This is a genomic window from Ferrovibrio sp. (assembly GCF_019636075.1).
In the GTDB taxonomy this organism is placed as follows: Bacteria; Pseudomonadota; Alphaproteobacteria; order Ferrovibrionales; family Ferrovibrionaceae; genus Ferrovibrio.
Genome location: NZ_JAHBYG010000029.1, coordinates 39667 through 54884, shown reverse-complemented (window position 1 = coordinate 54884; position 15218 = coordinate 39667). Strand labels below are relative to the sequence as shown.

Here is a 15218-nt window from a genome sequence, read left to right as displayed (position 1 = left end):
AACTAAAATACCTACCGGACCACCTCGTGGGGGTGGATCAGCGACCGGCCGGAAAAATCGAAAACTGGTTAGCAACGTTTATGAGCATTGCCGTCTCCATAGCTAACTCGTACCGCCGGATTGTTGCGAGAGCGTTAACGAAATCTGGATTAGTGTCCCGCCCAGCGGCCTACTATGGTTAAGATATTGGACAGATTGACCAGAATGGAAGATGGTCTCCCCGTGGCCACTTAATATTCTAAGTCGTCCTTTGGGGTCAGCAAAGACCAAGTTAGCTATCTCGGCAAGGCCCAGCCCGCGCCCATCTGTGTTCACAGAAGTTCGCCCTTCCTCCACTGCTGCTCCAATCAATTTGGCGTGGTCTGAGAACAAGCCATCAACAAGTGGCAGTCCAGCCAATCGTCCACGTACTTTTTCCCACATTTCCGAACGCGGCAAAGTCGCTGGGATGCCAACGCCCTGATCGTAGATGAGCACATTCAATCGTCGCTCCTGTGGTACCCACGATCCGCTGACCCACCATTCACCCTGAAGCCACTCCGTCCCCGATGCCATGTCATCTGGATATGCGTGCTGTACTGCGTTGGTCATTGCTTCAACGATGGCATCGTTCAACTCTAGTTCGCTGACCGCCAACTCCCCATCAGAAATATCGGTCAGTTCCTCAGAAATCTTACTTGCCGCCTCAAGGTCGCTCTTATTCCCCGATATACATCTGATAATTCTCGGCTCTCCGTCGTCGCCGTCTAGGCGCGGCAGATTCATCGCTCTTAAGATGTTGAAGAAGCCAACTTGCGCAAGCGACCAGAGAACAGATGGCTGCATCGTATCCCTATCACGGATACGCAAGCGTATCCTCTTCAACCTCCGCCATCTATCCAGTTCAGCAGCAAGCATCAAGGTGGCCGCTGGAGTGATGTGCTCAATCTTATTCAGGTCAACATAAACCGACCGCCCTTCCTGCAAGGCGGCAAGGCGGAAGTGTTCAAAGAACTCGATAACCTCGTCATAGTTCCCTGCCAAGCTGAAGTTAGCGGGGGCAACCAGATGCTCTTGTTTTCGCCCGCCCGAAACCCGCTTCGGCCTCTGTCCAAACCGCTCTTTAAACTTCCTCTCCGCTCTTCGCTGTTTCTCACTGAGGCGGCGCGCGGCTTCAAATTTGGCGTGGGTAAGCAGCCATTTTCGCCTGATCGTATCAAGGTGTTTCATTTACCCACTGCCCAAATCTTGACTGCCGAGCCACATCAGTTCTCCACGATACATTCGCTCGACAACTTCGCAGATCTACGCGAAATAGTTGACCTGGGGGTACATCCGAGAATTGGAGGAGGTGGCTATATTCGACCCCATCCGTCAAAGCACTAGCGCATACTGGTATCTGCACTTGTTTGATCTCGCCATAGTGTAGCGGTTAGTCAAAGAACTTCCCTAGGCCTACCCCCACCTTCCCAAATACTACTAAAAATTGCCAGAAATTTTCTCAGGTCTTTTTTCATCTGCAAAGGTTCAATTCAATCCATTTTCGGTAAAAAAACCTCGCTGTACCGAAGCTTTGCAATCGCTTGGGCAAGCTTGCTCAAGGGATTGCTCCGACCATATCTCTCAGCCATAGAGGCAGTACTCCAACCTGCAAGCGCATTGACGATCTCAACGTCGAGCTTCGCCCTCCTAGTGGCATCACGGAAGGTGTGACGGAAACTATGAAAGCTAACGCGCCGGTCCTTCACCCCGATCTTGCCAAGGAAACGGCTAAACCACTTCTGGAAGGCGTCGGAGTAATATTGATCCCCGCCCACCCGAAGATCGGGAAACAATTTCCGCTCATTCCGCTTCTGGCGCTTTGCTACCAATTGCAGTAGCCCGAGCTTCTTCAGTTCCGGGTGGACAGGAATAATGCGGTGGCTGGCTTCCGTCTTCAGCCGCTTGTTGTTTTCGCCCGGCTTGGCGGTCTCGCTTTCCTCGCGGACATGGATCACATCCACGCCATCGACCTTACCAATATCCGCCGTGTCTAGCTGACAAATTTCGTTCAGCCGCATCCCAGTGAATAGGGCAATCAGCGGCACCCAATAGCGGCCACTCTCACGAGGGATACAATTCCCTGGCTTGTCATAGCCTCGATCCGGGTTGGCGCAGCCGGTATAGAGCGGGGCGGAGAAAATCTTGTTTAACTGTTCGATGGTGAAAGGGCGGTATTTTTCCGTGTCGGCCTTCTTGAGCTTGAAGCGCAGACCCTGGGCCGGGTTCTCGCTCAGCCAGCGCAGGCGCAATCTGCCATGCTCGAAAGCCGCGCTCATAAAGTCGATATACTTGTTGGCGGTCTTCTTCGACATTGGCGCAAGGCCATCCGCCTGGGCGCGGGCTGGAATATCCGCTAGCGGCATATCCGGGTATTTGTCCCGGCATTTCGGCGGAAGCTGCATCAGACGCTCCTTGGCACCCTGGCAAACCTGAAAATCCATTCCGGTTAGCCTCGCATTGGTGCCCACCAGATCGCGCAGCAGCCGCGAAATGGATTGCTCATCCCGCTTGGTTCTCGAACCGAGGTTCATAGTCGCGCGGTGCCGGAGGTATTCGTCCAGCAGCATCCCGAAGGTTCTTTGCGCTTCATGGCGGCGGCGCGGCAACAAAGGGGCGCCCTGTGCCACGATTGCGGCAAAGAAACGGTCTGTTGGCGTGGGCGCGTTATTGCCTTCAAAATAGGCCGCCTCGAACTCGGCTCGGGCTGCATATCCGCGTGCCACCAAATGAAGCACATCTGAATATCGAGGGCTCTTTCTGTCGGGTACAATCCCGGACTGGATCAAAAGCCGATCAACGCTCGGCATCATGCTTGCGCTTAACTGGCGATAGTCGCCAAGCGAAAGATCGGCGTGATCCTGCCGCGCAGCCATAAGGGCTTCAGCCCGTTCTTCCGGCGTGTCCGGCAAACTAGGCAGTTGCAGCATTGAAGCTGCATACCATCGCTCGATAATCTCGTAGAGTTCTTGGTCGGCCAGTTCCGACAGCTTCCTGGGATACGGTGTTGGGTATTCAGGCACGGCAGAAGCCGCCGCCTTGCGCGGCCCCTCGCGGGTCGGTCTAAGGACTTCCTCTACCAGCCGGGCATATTCGATATTGGCGGCGATGATGGCGCGTTCCGCTCCCACGTTGTCGCCGGTCCCAAGGGTCCGTTTGAACTCCTTTCTACCGAGTACTTTCTGCACGGCAACAGGGAACTTGCGGCGGTAATACAGAGTATTCCCCCGCCGCAGAATGAACTGCCTTTTTCCCATATCTTTCATGTCCTCAGTGTACCAGCTTGGTGTACCAGCCGGAAGACAAGAAAGTGTTGGAAAATAAGGGTTTCTTAGCTTACAATGGCTTAGAAAGTTTTGGCTGGGGGACTAGGATTCGAACCTAGACAACCAGAGTCAGAGTCTGGGGTCCTACCGTTAGACGATCCCCCAGCAGGGATCGGGGCGGGGTATAGCCCGTTTGGCGGGCGCTTTCAACCCCTGCCGGCCCGGCTGCGGCAGGTATTGCCGGCGTGATCAGGAAAGGCGGAAAACCGCGGCCAGTTCCAGATGCGGGCTCCACAGGAATTGGTCGATCGGCACCAGTTTCTGCAGCTGATAGCCGCCATCCACCAGCAGCCGCGCGTCGCGGGCGAAGCTGTTGGGGTCGCAGGCTGCCATCAGGATCAGCCCTGGGCGTTGTTTGGCCTGGGCCTGTACGATGCCCTGCACCTGGGCACGGGCGCCGGCGCGCGGCGGATCCAGCAGCAAGGCATCCAGTCCCTTGAAATCCCCGGCCAGCAGCGGGCGGCGCTCTAGATCACGGGCCTCGGCTCGGATACGGCCAGCCAAGCCTTGCGCGTTGATGGCGGCAGTGAGGGCCGCTATCGCCCGCTTGTCGGCATCATAGGCCTGCACGCGATGGCCGGCCTCGGCCATGCGCAGGCCGAAGGCGCCGCAGCCGGAAAACAAATCGGCGACAGCCGCGCCGCCTTTCGCGGGCAATTCCGCCAGCAGGATTTCGGCCATGATGGCCTCGGCCTCGGCCGTCGCCTGCAGAAAGCCGCCTGGTGCCGGTGTCACCCGCACAGTGCCAAAACGCAGATACGGCGCTTCGCTCTGCGCCAGGATTTCCGGCGGCGCGTTTTCCTGGCTGCCGCGCCAAGCGAGGCGGCGGATATTATGTTCGGCGGCCAGCATCGCCAATGCCGAACGCGCAGCCCCATCCAGCCGCAGCGGCCCGGCCAGCAGCAGATCGAGGCCGTTCTCCATAGCGGTCAGCTTGAGGTCGATGCCCTTGCCCTCGCCCAGCAGCGGCTGCAAAGCCGCGCGCAAGGCCGGCAACGGCATCAGCAATTCGGGCCGCGCCACCCGGCATTCGGTGATATCCACCAGACGATGGCTGCCGGCCTCGTGATAGCCGATCACGACCGTTTTGCCGATGCGCCGCACATTGAGATCGATACGCCGGCGGCTGCCCGGCGGCACCACGCGCAAGTCATCCACCTGGATGTCGAGAAAATCCCGCCGCGCCAATGCCTGCACCAGCCGGTCGCGCTTCCAAGCGCGATAGGGCGCCTCCGTCCAATGCTGCAAACTGCAACCGCCGCAGGCCATGAAATGCTGGCAAGCAGCTTCGATGCGCTCGGGCGATACGGTCTCGATTTCCACCAATTGCGCGGCAAAACCGTCGCCACGCGGCTTGCCCAACCGTGCACTCACCCGTTCGCCGGGCAGTGTGTAGGGCACATAAGCGCGGGTACCATCGGGCAGATCGAAAACCCCATCGCCTTGGCCGCCCAGACGGGTTATCACACCGCTGCAATCACGCATCACGCATATACTCCGCCGCAATCAAAAATTCCCGGTTGCCCTCGGGGCCCAGGATCGGGCTGGGTTCGATGCCGATCACGCGCCAGCCCGGCAAGGCGCTCCACCAGGCATGGATGCGCTGGCAAACTTCCTCATGCAGCGCGGCATCGCGCACCACGCCGCCCTTGCCCACACGCTCGCGCCCCACTTCGAATTGCGGCTTGATCAGCGCCACGGCAAAAGCACCGGGCCTGGCCATGCCAAGCGCCGCCGGCAACACGGTTTGCAAACCGATGAAGCTGGCATCGCACACGATGGCATCCGCCGGCTCCGGGATTTGCTCTGATGAGAGATGGCGTGCATTGGTTTTTTCCAGCACCACCACGCGATCATCGTTGCGCAGGCGCCAATCGAGCTGCCCCTCGCCCACATCCACGGCATAAACCTTCGCTGCGCCATGCTGCAGCAAAACATCGGTGAATCCGCCGGTGGACGCGCCCACATCGATGCAGATGCGGCCCGTGGCATCCAGCCCGAAATGATCGATGGCATGTTTCAGCTTGATGCCGCCGCGGCTCACCCAGGGATGCGGCTTGCCGCGCAATTCCAGCGCCAGATCGGCGGCCACGCTCTGGCCTGGCTTGTCCAACCGCTTTTCGCCGCTGAATACCAGGCCAGCCATGATCGCGGCCTGCGCCTTGGCGCGGCTTTCCGCCAGGCCGCGCTCCACCAGCGCCTGATCCAGGCGGATTTTGGGGGCTTTGCTCATGCCTGAAGCTTACGGATGCGGTATTGAAAACGCCAGACCAGCAACAACGCCACCACGGCCAGGCCGGTTGCCAGGCCCAGCCATATGCCATTGCCGCGCATCGGGGTGAAAAAACCAAACCATATCGCCACCCCAAGCCCCACGATCCAATAGCCGAAGCCGGCCATCAGCATCGGAATGGCGGTATCCTTCAGGCCGCGCAAGGCGCCATTGGCGGTGGCTTGAACGCCATCCACCAACTGGAACAACGCCGCCCAGGCCAGAAACCCCACCGCCAAGCCGAAAACCGGGCTGGTGCCATCGGGCAGGAACAGCGCAATGGCGTGGCCGGAGAATTGCCAAAGTGTGAGCGCCGAAGCGCAGGCGAAAATCAGCGACAATACCACCGCCACCCAACCGGCCCGTGCCGCCGCCGCCACATCGCCGCCCCCGGCCGCCAAACCAACGCGCACGGTGGCAGCCTGGCTCAAGCCCATCGGCACCATGAAGGCGATGGAAGCCAGTTGCATGGCCAGTTGATGCGCCGCCACTTCCGCCGTGCCAAGCCGGCCCATCAGCATCGCAGCGATCGAGAACAGGCCCACCTCGGCGCCGAGCGTGAGTGCAATCGGCAGGCCGATGCGCAGATAGGCTTTCAGCCGCAGGGCATTGCTGCGCCACCAATCGCGCAGCAATTGATAGCTGTGGAATTGTGCATCGCGCGCCAGCACCCAGCCCAGCGCAATCAGGATCACCGTATTCACCAGGCTGGAACCGATGCCCGCGCCCACCGCGCCCAGGGCGGGAATGCGCATCCCCCAAAGCTGGCCGCCGAAAACCAGCACGATATTCACGCCGGCATTCAGCGCTATAGCCAGCACCATCAGCACCATGGCGGCGCGCGGACGTTCCAACGCAGCCATGAAGCTGCGCAGCACTACGAACCACAATGTGGGGATCATGCTGAAGCTGAGCGCCTGCAGGAAGGGCACGGCGATTTCGATCAATTGCTGTGGCTGGCCAAACAAACGGAAAATCGGCCCGCTGGCCCAGAGAATGCCCATGGCGATCAAACCGAACAGGCCGGTGAGGATCAAGCCGTCATGCACGGCATGGCGCACGCCAACGCGATCCTGAACATCGCGACCCAGCACCTGCGCCGCCATGGCCGGCGTGGCCATGCTCAGGCCCAGCGCCATCACCCACAGAATGTAGAACAGCGCCATGCCCAAAGCAGCGCCACCCAGCGCGGCCTCGGAATAACGCGCCAGCAGCAGTACATCGGTGGTGTGAATGGCCATCTGCGCCAATTGCGTGCCAATGATCGGCAACGCCAGGACGACGGTCGCCCTCGCTTCGGACAGGATTTGCATTGTCTGTCCTTATGCGCGGGCGCCGATACCGGCCTTCGGGCCGAGAGCCGAAATCGCGGCATCGGCGATCTGCGCGGCAGTCAGGCCGGCCTGTTCATATTGCCGCTGCGGCGTTTCATGGTCGATGAACACATCCGGCAGTACCAGCGGCCGAACCTTCAAGCCATGATCCAGCAGGCCATCATGGGCGCAGAAATGCAGCACATGCGAACCGAAGCCGCCGATGCTGCCTTCTTCCACGGTAAGCAGCACTTCATGATGGCGTGCCAATTGCCGCACCAGTTCGGTATCCAGCGGCTTGCAGAAACGTGCATCGGCCACCGTGGCGGGCAATCCGCGCGCGGCAAGTTCGTCGGCGGCCTTCAGGCATTCCGCCAGGCGGGTGCCGAAGCTGAGAATGGCGATGGCATTGCCCTCGCGCAGCACACGGCCCTTGCCGATCGGCAAAACTTCGCCGCGCGCCGGCAGCGTCACACCCATGCCCTCGCCGCGCGGATAGCGGAAGGCGCTGGGGCGATCGTCAATCGCCGCAGCAGTTGCCACCATATGCATCAGCTCGGCTTCGTCGGCCGCCGCCATCAGCACCATATCGGGCAGGCAGCCCAGATAGGCGATATCGAAACTGCCGGCATGGGTGGCGCCATCGGCCCCCACCAAACCGGCGCGGTCGATGGCAAAACGTACCGGCAGTTTCTGGATCGCAACGTCGTGCACCACCTGGTCATAGGCGCGTTGCAGGAAGGTGGAATAGATCGCGGCAAAGGGCTTGAAGCCTTCGGTGGCCATGCCGGCGGCGAATGTCACCGCATGCTGTTCAGCGATGCCCACATCGAATGTGCGATCCGGAAAGCGCCTGGCAAACAGATCCAGTCCGGTGCCAGACGGCATCGCGGCGGTAATCGCCACGATGCGATCATCGCGTTCGGCTTCGGCAACCAGCGCTTCGGCGAACACCTTGGTATAGCTGGGCGCCCCCGCCTTCGGCTTGGCCTGCGCGCCGGTGACAACATCGAATTTCGCCACGCCGTGGTATTTGTCGTCGGAGGCTTCCGCCGGGCCATAGCCCTTGCCCTTCTGCGTCACCACATGCAGCAGCACCGGACCGGGCTGACCGCTATCGCGGATATTCTTCAGCACCGGCACCAGATGATCCAGATTGTGGCCATCCACCGGGCCGATGTAATAGAAGCCCAGTTCCTCGAACAGCGTGCCGCCGCCGGTCACCATGCCACGGGCATATTCCTCGGCCTTCTCGGCTGCGGCGGCCAGGCCCTTGGGCAGCATCTTGCGGCCAAGCTGCTTGGCCAACTGGCGCAGCGAAAGATACGGCCGCGAAGAAAGCAGCCGCGAGAGATAAGCGCTCATCGCACCAACGGGCGGCGCAATCGACATGTCATTGTCGTTCAGGATCACCAGCAAGCGGCTATCCATCGAGCCGGCGTTGTTCATGGCTTCATAGGCCATGCCCGCCGACATCGCGCCATCGCCGATCACGCAGATCACCTGATTGTCGTCGCCCTTGCGGTCGCGCGCCACCGCCATGCCCAGGCCGGCGGAAATCGAGGTGGAGGAATGCGCGGCGCCGAACGGATCGTATTCGCTCTCGCTGCGGCGGGTGAAGCCCGACAGGCCGCCGCCCTGGCGAAGGGTGCGGATACGGTCGCGCCGACCGGTGAGAATCTTGTGCGGATAGGCCTGATGGCCCACATCCCAGATCAGCTTGTCGCGCGGCGTGTTGAACACATGATGGATGGCAACGGTGAGTTCCACCACGCCCAGGCCGGCACCCAGATGGCCACCCGTCACCGATACCGCGTCGATGGTTTCGCGGCGCAGTTCGTCGGCAAGCTGCCGAAGCTGCTCGAGATCGAAGCCACGGATATCGGCGGGCAGGCGCACGGTATCCAGCAGAGGGGTGCGGTTACTGATCATGGGGCCATTCTGTCACGAGCGGCGGGTTATAACAAACTCCGCCAGGGCATGCAAAACACCCGTATCGCCAGAAATCGGCGATAAACGGCTCTGAGCCGAGGCACAAAGCGCCTGCGCGCGCGCCTTGGCGCCATCCAGGCCCAGCAAACCCACGAAAGTGGCCTTGCCGGCGGCGGCATCCTTGCCCAATCGTTTGCCCACCAGGGCGGCATCGCCTTCATGGTCCAGGATGTCGTCGGCGATCTGGAAAGCCAGGCCCAGATCGGCGGCATAGCTGCGCAAAGCCGTCCGCGCGGTTTCCGGAGCGCCGCCAAGAATGGCGCCGGCCTCGGCGGAAAAGCCGATCAGCGCACCGGTTTTCAAGGCCTGCAATTGCGCGATTTCGGCCATGTCCATGCGTTTGCCGGCTTCCGCCAGACGCTCCGCTTCCAGGTCGATGGCCTGGCCGCCCACCATGCCGCGCGGCCCAGCCGCCTGTGCCAGCGCGGCAATCAGTTCCACGCGGATGGCGGCATCGGAATGGGTGGCCGGATCGGCCAGGATGGCAAAGGCCTGCGCCTGCAAGCCATCGCCGGCCAGCACGGCCGTGGCTTCATCGAACGCCTTGTGCAGAGTGGGCCGGCCGCGCCGCAGATCGTCGTTGTCCATGCAGGGCAGATCGTCATGGGCCAGCGAATAGCAATGCAGCATCTCGATGGCCGCCGCCGCCCGCAGGCTTTGCGCGCGCGGCACGCCGAACAGGTCCGCGCCGGCCAGCACCAGCAGCGGCCGCAGCCTTTTGCCACCGCCCAGGCAGGCATAGAGCAAGGCATCGTCCAGCCGTGCGGTATGGCCGGCCGGATGCGGAAGCAGATCCCGCAAAGCGGCCTCAACGCTTTCCGCCGCCTCGGCCATGGCTGCCGCCAGACGTTGGCTCATGGCAAGGCTTACTCGCTCTGGAAGGGCTGGGTGGCGGGCTGGCCGTCGGCGCCCACTACGATCTTTTCGATCTTTTCCTCTGCGGCGCGCAGCTTGGCTTCGCAATGCCGGCGCAGCAGGGCGCCGCGGGCATAGAGCGCAATGGACTCTTCCAGCTCCACCCGGCCGCTTTCCAACCGGGCAACGATTTCATCCAGCGCCTTCAGGGCTGCCTCAAAGCTCAGCGCCTGGATATCGGCTGGAATTTCGGACTGATTTTCCGCCGTTTCCTTGCCTGACACTGCCATGATATTGCCCTTTCCCGCGCCGAATTCGGCCACACTGTAAGCCTTAGCTGATACCCGGACAACCCGGCGGGGTTACCCCATAATTGGTGTAGAGCCTCGCCGGCGCCCTCCATATCTTGTATATTTCTAGAGACCAAACATTGAAAGGCCAAGCCATGCGCAATACCGCCTCGATGCCCAGCATTCATCGGCCCAGGATCAACCGTCGCAGCCTGTTGCAGGCCGCGCTCGCCGCCCCTGCCCTGGCTGCTTCCGCTACGCTGCTGCCGCGCGCCGCCCTGGCCAATACCGACCAGGGCCTGATCGATCAGGCCCGCATCACCGTGGAAGGTTTTGCCGGCGACAGCAATTTCGGCGACCTGCGCCGCCGTCTGCCCAATGCGCGCGGCGTGATGATCTTCCCGCAATTGATCAAGGGCAGCTTCATCATCGGCGGCGAAGGCGGCAGCGGCCTGCTTCTGGCCCGCAACAACGGCGTATGGAGCCAGCCGGCGATCTACACCCTGGCCGCCGGCTCGATCGGTTTCCAGATCGGCGGCGAGGTTTCGGAAGTGATTTTCATGCTGAACACCGAAAAGGCGGTGGACGCCATCCTGCGCAACGAATTCAAGCTGGGCGCCGATGCCTCTGTGGCCGCCGGCCCGGTGGGCGCGGGCATCGAGGCGTCCACCACCAGCAATCTGGGCACCGACATCCTGTCCTATGCCCGCAGCAAGGGCCTGGCCGCCGGCATATCGCTGGAAGGCGCGGTGATCACCGCGCGCCATAGCCGCAACGAGGCCTATTACGGCCGCTCGGCGCATCCGCGCGATATCCTCTACAACAACGCGGTCAACAATCCCGGCAGCCAGGGCCTGATCAGCGCATTGCAGGCCGCCGAACAGCGCGCATGATCAGTCGCCGGTTGCTGCGTGCCTATGCGGCAACCGACTACCTGATTCCCTCGGCTGATCTCAGCCTAATGCCCTACCGCCGCAATCCGGCCTTGGTCGCCTGGTTGCGGCGCCAGGGGGCTCAGCGGGTTGCCATCCTCACCGCCTGCAATCCGCGTAGCCATCCATTGAGCAAGCACGAGAATGCCAAACGCAATATAGCCCTGGCGGCTGAATTGCAGGCCGCAAGCCTGCGCCATTTCGATGCCAGCGGTACCGCGCAACGCGGCAACTGGCCGGCTGAATCCAGCTTCGCCATCCTCGATATCAGCCTGGCCCGGCTCGACGCACTCGGCCGCCGCTGGGGCCAGAATGCCGCCCTGGTCGCCGGCCGCGATGGCCGCCCACGTCTGCGCTGCTTCACCGCTGGGATCGGTTCACTGGGATGATCGATTCACTGAGATGATCGATTCACCGGGATGATCGATTCACTGGGATGATCGGCTGAAGCCGTATCTTTCTCCCTCTCGGCGGGATGATTAAGGAACAAAATAGCATTATATAGGAATATTATTGTTGACATTTTGTTCCTATATGCTCTCATAGGGGGAATTATAGCACAAGGATATATGAAATGTCTCCCTACGCTTCCCTGTTTGGCCCTCGCCGCATGAAAGCCAATCCGTCTGAATCCGAAGCCATCCGCGATCCTCTGGGCCGGGACCGGCATCTCTGGGACCAGGAGGAGGACGAACCCGACCTCAATGGCCAGCTTGAAGCCGCCCGCGCCGATTAGCGCGGTGATGCTTCGCTGCATTCGCTCTTCGGCCCCGGTGGCGCTTTCACGCTGGAGGATACCGTGGGCAAGAACGGTAAGAACCGTCCCGGCGACGTATTCAAGGTGCAAAGCCTGCTGCACCGCGAAGGCCTGCTGGACGCCGACAAGACCGATGGCCCCACCGGCTTCCTTGGCATCTACGACCATGAAGCCATCGAGAAATTCCAGAAGGAAAACGGCCTCAAGCAAGATGGCCGGCTCGGCCCCAAGGGTGAGACCATCAAGGCTTTCGAGACAATCTATCAGCCGGCCGGCATCCGCCCGCAGCCGCAACCACAGCAGAAGCCACAGCTTGGCTGGAAGGGTTACAGCCTCAACCTCATCGACCCGAAAACCTGGACCATATGGGACAGGATGGATGAACGCGAACGCAATTTCTACGAACAGCAGGCCGCACGGCAAGGGCAGCCCCATACGGAAACGCTTTCCGGCGGCGCTGGCGAAGACGACGCCACGCCTGTGCAATTGGCTCAGCAGGATAGCCCCGCTCCAAATACAAAAAGCGCTCCCCAACCCGTTTCTTCAAAGCCCTTGCCAGACTTCGATTGGAGCCGCTATCCGGGGGGCAGAATCAGTGGCCGCTTCTTGCTGCGTACCGAAGAAAACATGCCCGCTGAAAAGCAGGCAGAATTCAGCGACCGCATACCGGAATGGAATGCTTATGAAGAAGCTGTCGAAGGATCGATCATTCGATCGAGAGACCCGAAGGTTCCAGACCGGAAAGCCACCGCGAATGAAGCATTCGCCATCATGCAGACGCATGCCTACGAGGGTGGCCTGAAGAAAGATCCCAGCTCGTCGGCTTATGGCGGCATTCTGCAAGGCATATTGGACGAAGCGAAGGCTTCCGGCACCATCGATGGCCTGGACAATGTGAAAACCCCATCCGATCTGACGCCCACGCAGCATGCCGCCGTGACGCATTATTATCTGAATGAGGCATTCGGCCGGGTGGAAGGTGGCAAGGTCTTGCAGGACCTGCCCAACAAGCATGTGGCGGCCGCGCTTGCCGACACCGTGGTGCGTTTCGGCAAGAATGGAGGCGCGGATATAATCCGCGATGCGATCAAGAATCGGATGATAGAAAAAGAACTGAGCATTCCTGATTATTATAAAGACGCTTATGGCCGGCTGGGGCCGGCAGCTTTGAAGGATTTGAGAAACTTGTTGAAAGATGACGCCGAAATCGGACGCTTTTTGGAAAAACTACAAGCCCAGAGAAATAAAAAGGTTGAAGGTACGAAACATGAAGCCGGCGAAAATAACCGCAATCTCCATTTTCGATACGAGGAGCTCTACCCATAACGCGTTGCCGCATCACATCCTGGAATTCGGCAGCATCAAAGCCTCACGCAATGCCGGTATACCGGGAACAACATCCCGGCCACGCACCCGCCACACCCCTCCGGCTTTATAGAGGGCATAGATGGTATATCCCTTCACGCGCAGCTTGCATGCATTCTCGGCTGGTACGACACACATGCCATGCTGCACAAGAACGATGCCATCGCCCGGCAATATCCAGGGTGGAGTAGGCCTGTGCGAGAATCTGTGCTGTATCTCCTTCACCATCGCGGGCGATGGCCATAGAGAGGCATGCACCCGATAATAGATCGCTATGCGATAAATCGTTGGATCCACGGGCCGGGAATCCAAGTATTCCCTGATCTCACCGGTGGGCGGAGGCGGCAGCTGGTAGCCGACCTGGCCGCAGATGGGATTGCGGCGCATATCGGGTATTTCTTTGCAGGCGATAAAGGTTTCCAAAGCGCAAAGCGGGGTGGATAAATCGCCGAGGCAGCGCGCCGTATTCGGGATATCCGCCTCCAGCGTGATGGTGTAGATCGCATCCGCCGGATCGGGCGGCGGCAGATCAGCATCGGCTGCTTTGGCCGGACCAGCGAGCAAAGCCAGCGCTAAAACGCATACCCCGATATGCCGCAGCACGTGATCTCCCCGCTCAATCAACCGATCTTTCCATATCGCCAGAGTGCGGCGCTTTCATGTCGCCTGCAAGCGCAGAGGTGTTTCACGTGAAACACGCAAGCCCGCAAATGCCCCCTATTCATCGAACTCCGCGCGTTCCGGGATGCGGTTGAAAGCGATTTTCGCACCCATGAATTTCGCCGCTTCCTTCGCCTCATCGCCCTGACCCTGGCCGGGTGCGGGGCCGATATGCACGGTGTCGCGGCCATAGCGCTTGTTCAACTCATCCAGCGCCTTGGCAAGATCCACGCGGGCGGCGGCGCGGGCCGGTTCCGGCTCGAAACCCGATCCGCCGCCGAACAGATCGGCTGTCGTGGCCTGTTCGGGCACAAGGTCGCCCAGCACCACCCCCACCTTGCGCAAGCGCCGCCGCAGCGGCCCCACCGCCTCCTTGCGCATGCGGGCCCACAGCGTTTGCACGGCTTGCAGCACAACGAAACTGTCCTGCGTTTCGGTGAGGCGGAAATCGCCGGTCCATTTCTCGCGCCCACCATCATCGAAACGCACGCTGAGATGCAGTTGTCGCGCCTTGTGGCCAATGCGGCGCACACGCGCCACGGTTTTGGCCGCCAGACGCCGCGCCACCGCTTCGGCGGCATCGACCGGGCGCAATTCCGGCGGCAGCACATGGCTGTGGCTGATGGTATGGCGGCCATGTTCGGCGCGCTGCACCTGCTCGCCGCGCAATTCGCGCCAGAACTGTTCGCCGCCGATGCCGCCCCAGATGGTGCGGGCCTCCCGCGCGCCCAGATTCCACAGGCCCGGCATGTCGGTCACGCCGGCATCGTTCAGGCGCTTTTCCATATTGGCGCCGATGCCGGGCAGATCGCGCAGCTTGAGGCTCAGCAACGGCCCCGGCAGATCGGCCAGATGCAGCACGGTAAGACCATCGGGCTTTTTCAGATCGCTGGCCACCTTGGCGAGAAACGCATTCGGCGCGATGCCGATGGAGCAAAGGATGCATTCCCCCACATTGCGCTTCAGGCCGGCCTTCAGCCGCTTGGCAATCGCAATGGCATTCTGCGGCAGGCGCTCGTCGCCCATCAATTCGCACGCCATCTCGTCGATCGAACCGATCTTGCTCACCGGGATGTATTTGTCGATCTCATCCAGGATGCGGTGATGATAATCGACATAGAGATCATGCCGGGCCGGCACTAGTGCGATATCCGGGCAAAGCCGCTTGGCCTCCCAGATCGGCGTACCGGTCTTGATGCCGAAAGCCTTGGCCTCATAGCTGGCGGCAATCGCCGAGGTGGCGTCGGTCATCACCGGCACCACGGCCATCGGCCGCCCGCGCAGGCGCGGCCGCACTTGCTGCTCCACGCTGGCGAAATAGCTGTTGAGATCGAGATAGAGCCAGCGCAGCGAGGATGATTCCCAGGCTTGCGTCATGCCGGCCAGTCTAAACCGGCGGATCAGCGAGTCAACATTTTAAGAACATAGTTGGATCAAA

14 protein-coding genes and 1 tRNA gene are annotated in these 15218 nt (G+C 60.9%); 4 read left to right on the top strand and 11 right to left on the bottom strand.

Annotation, left to right across the window (positions count from 1 at the left end):
• Positions 1–102: 102 nt before the first annotated feature.
• The 9 genes from KF827_RS12930 to KF827_RS12890 all read right to left on the bottom strand — a co-directional run bounded on the left by KF827_RS12930 (position 103) and on the right by KF827_RS12890 (position 10066).
• The gene (locus KF827_RS12930; RefSeq protein ID WP_291006095.1) at positions 103–1209 is read right to left on the bottom strand and encodes an ATP-binding protein; all 1107 of its coding nucleotides are present in this window, start codon (positions 1207–1209) and stop codon (positions 103–105) included.
• A 302-nt stretch (positions 1210–1511) separates the two neighbouring features.
• The gene (locus KF827_RS12925) at positions 1512–3284 is read right to left on the bottom strand and encodes a site-specific integrase (RefSeq protein ID WP_291006092.1); all 1773 of its coding nucleotides are present in this window, start codon (positions 3282–3284) and stop codon (positions 1512–1514) included.
• 91 nt (positions 3285–3375) lie between these two features.
• Positions 3376–3449, bottom strand: a tRNA-Gln gene (locus KF827_RS12920).
• A gap of 84 nt (positions 3450–3533) precedes the next feature.
• Complete coding sequence (locus KF827_RS12915; protein WP_291006089.1) at positions 3534–4829, bottom strand: methyltransferase; 1296 nt, start codon at positions 4827–4829, stop codon at positions 3534–3536.
• Positions 4822–5577: a TlyA family RNA methyltransferase gene (locus tag KF827_RS12910; protein WP_291006087.1), complete on the bottom strand. Its 756-nt coding sequence runs from the start codon at positions 5575–5577 to the stop codon at positions 4822–4824. Before KF827_RS12910 ends, KF827_RS12915 begins: the two co-directional genes overlap by 8 nt.
• Positions 5574–6929 carry an MATE family efflux transporter gene (locus KF827_RS12905; protein WP_291006084.1) on the bottom strand — a complete coding sequence of 452 codons (1356 nt, stop codon included), beginning with the start codon at positions 6927–6929 and terminating at the stop codon, positions 5574–5576. The genes KF827_RS12910 and KF827_RS12905 overlap by 4 nt, the downstream gene beginning before the upstream one ends.
• Before the next feature lie 9 nt (positions 6930–6938).
• Positions 6939–8861: a 1-deoxy-D-xylulose-5-phosphate synthase gene (gene dxs / locus KF827_RS12900; protein ID WP_291006081.1), complete on the bottom strand. Its 1923-nt coding sequence runs from the start codon at positions 8859–8861 to the stop codon at positions 6939–6941.
• A gap of 12 nt (positions 8862–8873) precedes the next feature.
• Positions 8874–9779: a polyprenyl synthetase family protein gene (locus KF827_RS12895; RefSeq protein ID WP_291006076.1), complete on the bottom strand. Its 906-nt coding sequence runs from the start codon at positions 9777–9779 to the stop codon at positions 8874–8876.
• Between the two features lie 8 nt (positions 9780–9787).
• A complete protein-coding gene (locus tag KF827_RS12890; RefSeq protein ID WP_291006073.1) occupies positions 9788–10066 on the bottom strand; it encodes an exodeoxyribonuclease VII small subunit in 279 nt (92 codons plus the stop codon).
• 155 nt (positions 10067–10221) lie between these two features.
• Here KF827_RS12890 and KF827_RS12885 point away from each other — a divergent pair, with 155 nt between their 5' ends.
• From KF827_RS12885 to KF827_RS12870, 4 genes are all read left to right on the top strand, one after another.
• A complete protein-coding gene (locus tag KF827_RS12885; protein ID WP_291006070.1) occupies positions 10222–10959 on the top strand; it encodes a lipid-binding SYLF domain-containing protein in 738 nt (245 codons plus the stop codon).
• Positions 10956–11387, top strand: a complete 432-nt coding sequence (locus KF827_RS12880; RefSeq protein WP_291006067.1) for a DUF3293 domain-containing protein — start codon at positions 10956–10958, stop codon at positions 11385–11387. Before KF827_RS12885 ends, KF827_RS12880 begins: the two co-directional genes overlap by 4 nt.
• Before the next feature lie 185 nt (positions 11388–11572).
• A complete protein-coding gene (locus KF827_RS12875; RefSeq protein WP_291006065.1) occupies positions 11573–11734 on the top strand; it encodes a hypothetical protein in 162 nt (53 codons plus the stop codon).
• Positions 11735–11797: 63 nt separating this feature from the next.
• Complete coding sequence (locus tag KF827_RS12870; RefSeq protein WP_291006062.1) at positions 11798–13081, top strand: peptidoglycan-binding protein; 1284 nt, start codon at positions 11798–11800, stop codon at positions 13079–13081.
• A gap of 12 nt (positions 13082–13093) precedes the next feature.
• Here the strand turns inward: KF827_RS12870 and KF827_RS12865 are convergent, their stop codons facing one another.
• On the bottom strand, positions 13094–13723 hold the full coding sequence (locus KF827_RS12865; RefSeq protein WP_291006060.1) for a hypothetical protein: 630 nt from the start codon (positions 13721–13723) through the stop codon (positions 13094–13096).
• Positions 13724–13837: 114 nt separating this feature from the next.
• Positions 13838–15157, bottom strand: coding sequence for a hypothetical protein (locus tag KF827_RS12860; RefSeq protein WP_291006057.1), 1320 nt, complete (start codon positions 15155–15157; stop codon positions 13838–13840).
• Positions 15158–15218 lie beyond the last annotated feature (61 nt).

Coding starts and splice junctions, on each gene's coding strand:
- KF827_RS12930 (WP_291006095.1), bottom strand. CDS start 1,209: ATGAAACACCTTGATACGATCAGGCGAAAATGGCTGCTTACCCACGCC.
- KF827_RS12925 (WP_291006092.1), bottom strand. CDS start 3,284: ATGAAAGATATGGGAAAAAGGCAGTTCATTCTGCGGCGGGGGAATACT.
- KF827_RS12915 (WP_291006089.1), bottom strand. CDS start 4,829: ATGCGTGATTGCAGCGGTGTGATAACCCGTCTGGGCGGCCAAGGCGAT.
- KF827_RS12910 (WP_291006087.1), bottom strand. CDS start 5,577: ATGAGCAAAGCCCCCAAAATCCGCCTGGATCAGGCGCTGGTGGAGCGC.
- KF827_RS12905 (WP_291006084.1), bottom strand. CDS start 6,929: ATGCAAATCCTGTCCGAAGCGAGGGCGACCGTCGTCCTGGCGTTGCCG.
- dxs (WP_291006081.1), bottom strand. CDS start 8,861: ATGATCAGTAACCGCACCCCTCTGCTGGATACCGTGCGCCTGCCCGCC.
- KF827_RS12895 (WP_291006076.1), bottom strand. CDS start 9,779: ATGAGCCAACGTCTGGCGGCAGCCATGGCCGAGGCGGCGGAAAGCGTT.
- KF827_RS12890 (WP_291006073.1), bottom strand. CDS start 10,066: ATGGCAGTGTCAGGCAAGGAAACGGCGGAAAATCAGTCCGAAATTCCA.
- KF827_RS12885 (WP_291006070.1), top strand. CDS start 10,222: ATGCGCAATACCGCCTCGATGCCCAGCATTCATCGGCCCAGGATCAAC.
- KF827_RS12880 (WP_291006067.1), top strand. CDS start 10,956: ATGATCAGTCGCCGGTTGCTGCGTGCCTATGCGGCAACCGACTACCTG.
- KF827_RS12875 (WP_291006065.1), top strand. CDS start 11,573: ATGTCTCCCTACGCTTCCCTGTTTGGCCCTCGCCGCATGAAAGCCAAT.
- KF827_RS12860 (WP_291006057.1), bottom strand. CDS start 15,157: ATGACGCAAGCCTGGGAATCATCCTCGCTGCGCTGGCTCTATCTCGAT.